The 6,055-nt window shown below is 64.6% G+C and carries 6 protein-coding genes; 2 read left to right on the forward strand and 4 right to left on the reverse strand.

Annotated features, from left to right (window positions below; genetic code table 11):
- Positions 1-94: 94 nt before the first annotated feature.
- The gene (locus tag ABSG20_RS27270) at positions 95-1,411 is read right to left on the reverse strand and encodes a L,D-transpeptidase (protein ID WP_423867586.1); all 1,317 of its coding nucleotides are present in this window, start codon (positions 1,409-1,411) and stop codon (positions 95-97) included.
- A gap of 45 nt (positions 1,412-1,456) precedes the next feature.
- On the opposite strand from ABSG20_RS27270, the gene ABSG20_RS27275 reads away from it, so the two are divergent.
- Positions 1,457-2,626, forward strand: coding sequence for a hypothetical protein (locus ABSG20_RS27275; RefSeq protein ID WP_423867587.1), 1,170 nt, complete (start codon positions 1,457-1,459; stop codon positions 2,624-2,626).
- A 35-nt stretch (positions 2,627-2,661) separates the two neighbouring features.
- On the opposite strand, the gene sseA is transcribed toward ABSG20_RS27275, so the two are convergent.
- The 3 genes from sseA to ABSG20_RS27290 form a co-directional block, all read right to left on the reverse strand.
- Positions 2,662-3,522, reverse strand: coding sequence for a 3-mercaptopyruvate sulfurtransferase (sseA, locus tag ABSG20_RS27280; protein WP_423867588.1), 861 nt, complete (start codon positions 3,520-3,522; stop codon positions 2,662-2,664).
- A gap of 144 nt (positions 3,523-3,666) precedes the next feature.
- Positions 3,667-4,092: a rhodanese-like domain-containing protein gene (locus ABSG20_RS27285; protein ID WP_423867589.1), complete on the reverse strand. Its 426-nt coding sequence runs from the start codon at positions 4,090-4,092 to the stop codon at positions 3,667-3,669.
- Positions 4,093-4,133: 41 nt separating this feature from the next.
- Positions 4,134-5,309, reverse strand: a complete 1,176-nt coding sequence (locus ABSG20_RS27290; RefSeq protein WP_423867590.1) for a vWA domain-containing protein — start codon at positions 5,307-5,309, stop codon at positions 4,134-4,136.
- 300 nt (positions 5,310-5,609) lie between these two features.
- Here ABSG20_RS27290 and ABSG20_RS27295 point away from each other — a divergent pair.
- Positions 5,610-6,055, forward strand: a 446-nt coding sequence (locus tag ABSG20_RS27295) for an AAA family ATPase (protein WP_423867591.1), incomplete at its 3' end; no start/stop codon positions are given.

Below are 6,055 nucleotides of genomic sequence, written 5' to 3' on the forward strand. Positions count from 1 at the left end.
AGAAGGCGCGTTGAGCGCCGCGGCTGCCGACGTTTCTGGATCCCGGCTCTGAGCGGCGCAAGCCGCGTCCGGGATGCGAGGCGCCCAGCGCTGCCTAGCGCACCGTCACCGGGGCGGGCAGCGGTGGGACCAGTGTCGGCTGAGTGCCGGGAACGCCCGACATCGGCGCCGACGCGACGCCGCCGGGTGCGGTCTGCGGCGCAGCCGAGGCGGTGGTGGTTCCCGGCGGTTGGCCGCCGGGGAGCACGACCACACGGGTGCCGACCTTGACGCGATCGAACAGGTCCGAAACATCCTCGTTCAGCATGCCGATGCAGCCCGACGAGACGAACTTGCCGATGGTCGAGGGCTGGTTGGTGCCGTGGATGCGGAAGACGGTGTTGCCGAGATACATCGCGCGCGCGCCCAAGGGATTGCCGGGGCCGCCGGCCATGAAGCGCGGCAGATAGGGCTGACGATCGATCATCTCCGGCGGCGGATGCCAATCCGGCCACTCTGCCTTTTTCGAGATCTTCTGCACCCCGTTCCAGGTGAAGCCGTCACGGCCGACGCGGACACCGTAGCGAATCGCACGTCCGCCGCCCAGCACGTAATAGAGATAGGTGTTCGGCGTATCGACGATCAGGGTTCCCGGTGGCTCCTTGGTGGCTAGCGCGACTTCCTGCCGACGCAGGTTCGGCGCGAGTTGCGCGGGACCGACCTCCGGCTGTTCGTCCGGCGGCAGCGCGGACAGCACCATCGGCCTGCCGTCGGCTCCCAGGGGAGGCTGCACGCCGACGACGCCATTCGGCGCCCCGGCACCTGGCACTCCGACCGCCCCCGGCGGACGAAGCACGCGGTCATCGTCATTAGGATCGATGAAGCCGGCCCCGGGAATGCGACCATCGCCGCCGCGATCCGAATAGACCGGCGGTCCCGCTGGACGGTCGCCATAGATCACCACCGGCGGTGGGCCGGGGCGGCCATAGCGCGGGTCATCCGGCGAAAGTATCGGCCCCATGGGCGGGCCACGGTCGGAATAAAGCGGCGGAGCGCCCGCGGGCCGGCCATAGCGCGGGTCATCCGGCGAAAGTATCGGCCCCATGGGCGCGTCACGGTCGGAATAGACGGGCGGAACTCCTGCGGGCCGGCCATAGCGCGGATCATCGGGTGAAAGCACGGCGCCCGGAGGCGGCAGCGCCGTGGAACTCTGCGCATTGGGCGCCTCGTCATCTTCCAGCGCATCGAAATCCGGACTGCTGGGAGCGCGGCGATAATCGGCCGGATAGCCGCCGGGAGGATAGGGCTGCGGCGCGGTCGAATAGATCGGGCCCGGGGGCGGCGGATAGCTCTGCGCCGCGGCGATCGAAATCGCCACCACCGCAGAGGCTGCCGCGGCAGCGCAAATCGTCAAAATGCGTTTGATCATCATCGCTGTTGTTTAGTCCTCGAGCCCACACCGGACCGTTAACGGCAGATGACGGAAGATAGCGGCGCATTCAAGACAAATTCGGTAAATTGGGGCGAGATTTCAGCATTTTGTGACTATCGGCGAACACCGTTGCAACGAAGCCGCAGCGGATATAAATCACCCGCAGGCAGCATTGGCAGCCTTTCAACCCGATATTTAACGAGCACCGGCAAGCCGTTGCGGTATTCTCGAAGCAGCCTGATTCGCTGCGTACGGGCGATCTCCGGCGCGTCGCGAATGCGGCCAGTTCAGTTGTCACCGCGTTCCCCGATGTTCCCTGGGCCTTCGCAGAACTCCTGCAAAGGCGGAATTCGTCTTTTTATGTTACCCGGTTTCCGTTTTCTGTTTGTAGCGATCGTATTGTCGATGTCGATGCTCGTGTTCGGGCTCGGCGCCGCAGCTCTGCTGCGCGCGGCCCACGAGGAAGTTGTCAGCACCCCGTCGTGGCGCGGAGCTCCTGAAACCATGTTTGCGCAGCAGAGCGACGCGACAAGGCCCGTGCTGGCCGTGCTGAGCGTCGCACCACCAGCCACCGTGCAAACGCCATCGGACCCTGTTCCCGCGGCCGCCGCGCCGGCAGAGCAGGCAACGGCCGTCGCGGCGCCGGCCTCGCCCGAACCGAGCGTCGCGCTGAAGCCGGAAGCATCGCTGCTGCCCGACGCGAGTAAGCCCGAGATCCCACCCGCCGAAGTGCCGGCGCAAAGCGAGGCAGCTCCGGCTCCCGGCGATGCCCCCGCTGCAACGGGGATCACGACAACCGTGCCGCCGGCGAGCCAAGCTGCTCCGGCCAGCCCTGAACCGGTGAGCTTCCCGGCGGCGGCTCAACCAGCGGGCGCCCCGGCCGCAGTCGAACAAGCAAGCACTCCGGCTCCCGCTGAACAAGCGAGCGCCCCGGCTCGCGCCGAACAAGCGAGCGCTCCGGCTGCACCGGAGAACAACACCGCCTCGACGAAACTCGCTACGCTGGGCGGCCCAGCCGCCAGCAGCGAGGAGCAATCGCCGGCGAGGCGTGCCATCATCCGGGCCCACAGAAGCGCGAAGAAGCACGAGGCGGCGCGGCGGGTGGTCCGCCGCCGCGTGATCGCGCAGCGCGCCCGCATTGAACCTTCGTCGTCGCAGCCGCCAGCGACCTCATTCACGTTCACGCCCCTGCCCCGCCCCTTTCCGGGCGGCTAAGGCAGCCTCCTCCCTCCCCGCTCGCCATCGTGCTTTCAGGCTGGACCGGTCGCGACCGGCGGTCCGTCGGGCAAACCCCATTCCGCCCACGAGCCATCGTAAAGGGCGGTATCACGCACGCCGAGCCGGTACAGCGCCAGCGTCAGGACCAGCGCGGAGACGCCGGAACCGCAGCTGGTGACGATGGGTTTTGTGATATCGACGCCGGCATTCTCAAATGCCTGCCGCAGCTCCTGCAGCGACTTCATCGCGCCGGTCTGCGCGTCGAACAATTCGGCGTAGGGCACGTTACGGCTGCCCGGAATGTGTCCGGAGCGGCGGCCCGGCCAGGGCTCGGCGACCGTTCCCTCGAAGCGCGGACGCGGCCGCGCATCGACGACCTGCTCGGCGTGAGTATCGAGGTTGCCGAGCAGCTGCGCTTTGCTGCGGACGAAACCGGGATCGAGCCTGGCCTGGAATTTTCCGGGCTTCGGCGTGACCCTGCCGGAATGGGTGGGGCGGCCCTCGCGCAGCCATTTTTTCAATCCCCCATCCAGCACCTTCACATTTGGATGGCCGAACGACAGAAACATCCACCACGCCCGCGGCGCTGCGACCCAGGCGCCGGAATCGTAGACCACCACCGTGTCACCGGAGGAAATGCCGAGCGCCGCGACATCGCGGGCGAACTGCTCGGTGCTTGGATACATATGCGGCCGCGGATCGCCCGGATTGGCGATCGCGTTGACATCGAAAAACACCGCGCCGGGGATATGCACGCCGAGATAGTCGTCCGATGGCAGCGGCAGCGCACCGGGCATCTTGTAGGAGGCATCGATGACCTTGATTCTGGGATTGTCGATACGGGCAGAGAGCCAGTCGGTGGAGACAAGCGGATCGTCGGCGGATGATGTCATAAGCCCATGCCCTCTCAATTTTCGTCATGGCCGGGCTTGTCCCGGCCATCCACGTCCTGCTCGCTTTAGAGCGAGAGGACGCGGATGCCCGGCGCCACTGCGCGAATACGCGCTTCGCGCTTCAGGCCGGGCATGACATTGACGTTATCCGCCTTTGGTTGATGCCGGTTTCGGCTCCCATTTCTCGACCGCGCCGCCGGCATCGCGCCAGGCGGCGAAGCCGCCGCCGATGTGGGCGACCGGCTTCAATCCCATGTCCTGCGCGGTTTTCGCCGCCAACGCCGAGCGCATGCCGCCCGCGCAATGAAAGATGAATTTCTTGTCGCCCTGAAAGATCGGCTTGGCATAGGGACTCGCCGGATCGATCCAGAATTCCAGCATGCCGCGGGTGCACGAGAACGCGCCGGGAATCCGGCCCTCACGCTCGATCTCGCGGGGATCGCGGATATCGACGATCACGACGTCCTCGCGCTTGGCGGCCTCGATCGCCTCGACAGCGCTGAGCGTTTCGATCTCGGCATTGGCCTCCTCGATCAGGGATTTGATACCGCGGTGGATGGTCTGGGGCATTCCTTGAACCTCGACTGGAGCGATCTCGATCGGGCTTCGCCTTACCGCACCAGTTCCTTCATCGCGCCTTCCAGACCTTCGATCGTGATCGGGAACATGCGCTCCGAAAACAGCCGGCGAATGATGGTGGTCGATTCCGAATAGTCCCAATGCCGCTGCGCCACCGGATTGAGCCAGACCGCATGCGGGTAGGTGCGCGTGATCCGCTCGATCCAGACCGATCCCGCCTCTTCGTTGACGTGCTCGACCGAACCGCCGGGGACCACGATCTCGTAAGGCGACATCGAGGCATCGCCGACGAACACTACCTTGTAGTCGTGCGGATATTTATGCAGCACATCCCAGGTCGGCGTGCGGTCGGTGAAGCGGCGGCGGTTCTGCTTCCAGACGCCCTCATAGAGGCAGTTGTGGAAATAGAAATATTCCATGTGCTTGAATTCGCTCTTCGCCGCCGAGAACAGCTCCTCGACCTGCGCGACGTGCGAATCCATCGAACCGCCGATGTCGAAGAACACCAGAACCTTGACCGCATTGCGTCGCTCGGGCCGCATATGCACGTCGAGATAGCCGTGATTGGCGGTCTGCTTGATCGTGGTGTCGAGGTCGAGTTCGTCGGGCGCGCCGGTGCGGGCGAATTTGCGCAAGCGCCTGAGCGCGATCTTGATGTTGCGGATGCCGAGTTCGACGTTGCCGTCGAGATCCCTGAACTCGCGGCGGTCCCACACCTTGACCGCGCGGTTGTTGCGGTTCTTCTCCTGGCCGATCCGGATGCCTTCGGGATTATAGCCTTGCGCGCCGAAAGGCGAGGTGCCGGCCGTGCCGATCCACTTGTTGCCGCCCTGATGCCGGCCCTTCTGCTCCTTGAGGCGCTGGCGCAGCGTCTCCATGAGCTTGTCCCAGCCCAACGCCTCGATCTGCTTTTTCTCTTCCTCGGTGAGATATTTCTCGGCGAGCTTCTTCAGCCATTCGGCGGGAATGTCCGCCTTCTCCATGGCATCGAGCAGGCTTTCCAGCCCCTTGAACACGGTACCGAACACGCGATCGAACTTGTCGAGATTGCGCTCGTCCTTGACCAGGGCCGTGCGCGACAGATAATAAAAGTTCTCCACCGTCTGCTCGGCGAGGTCGGCGTTGAGCGCCTCCATCAGCGTCAGATACTCGCGTAAGGTCACCGGGACCTGGGCGTCGCGCAGCGATGTGAAGAATTGCAGGAACATGACTTACAGATTGCCCGCCGGGCCGGGGACGTCAAGGGCCTCGGCCCGGCTCCGAGGCCTGGACCTGCCGGGTTTTTCAACTAGAATTCCCCAGGCAGAACGATTTGCGGTATCGATGATGGTGAATTTTACGGCAGCCGTGACCGCGGCGATCGCGCTGGCCGGCCGGGTTTGACAAACAACCTCATCCCCACGACAAATAATCCAGTCCGCCGCGACGATCGCCGGTTTGGCGGTGGTACAGCTCCCCGTCATGGCTTCCGCTTGCGCCTGAGAACAAACAACGAGGCAAAGACTGAGATGAAATTCACCGGCACCAAGGACTATGTCGCCACCGATGACCTTAAGATCGCGGTCAACGCCTCGATCGTGCTCGAGCGTCCGCTCCTGATCAAGGGCGAGCCCGGCACCGGCAAGACCGTGCTGGCCGAGGAAGTGGCAAAAGCGCTCGGCGCGCCGCTTTTGACCTGGCACATCAAGTCCACCACCAAGGCGCAGCAGGGCCTTTACGAATATGACGCGGTGTCGCGCCTGCGCGACAGCCAGCTCGGCGATGCCAGGGTTTCCGACATTTCCAACTACATCAGGCGCGGCAAGTTGTGGGACGCCTTCACCCACGAGAAACGGCCGGTGCTGTTGATCGACGAGATCGACAAGGCCGATATCGAATTCCCCAACGATCTGCTGCTCGAACTCGATCGCATGGAATTCTTCGTCTACGAGACCGGCGAGAACATCAAGGCCAA

The organism is Bradyrhizobium sp., assembly GCF_049512235.1.
In the GTDB taxonomy this organism is placed as follows: Bacteria; Pseudomonadota; Alphaproteobacteria; order Rhizobiales; family Xanthobacteraceae; genus Bradyrhizobium.

Bases quoted from the DNA above. Each gene is read 5' to 3' on its own strand.
- ABSG20_RS27270 (WP_423867586.1), bottom strand. From the start codon at position 1,411: ATGATGATCAAACGCATTTTGACGATTTGCGCTGCCGCGGCAGCCTCT.
- ABSG20_RS27275 (WP_423867587.1), top strand. From the start codon at position 1,457: ATGACGGAAGATAGCGGCGCATTCAAGACAAATTCGGTAAATTGGGGC.
- sseA (WP_423867588.1), bottom strand. From the start codon at position 3,522: ATGACATCATCCGCCGACGATCCGCTTGTCTCCACCGACTGGCTCTCT.
- ABSG20_RS27285 (WP_423867589.1), bottom strand. From the start codon at position 4,092: ATGCCCCAGACCATCCACCGCGGTATCAAATCCCTGATCGAGGAGGCC.
- ABSG20_RS27290 (WP_423867590.1), bottom strand. From the start codon at position 5,309: ATGTTCCTGCAATTCTTCACATCGCTGCGCGACGCCCAGGTCCCGGTG.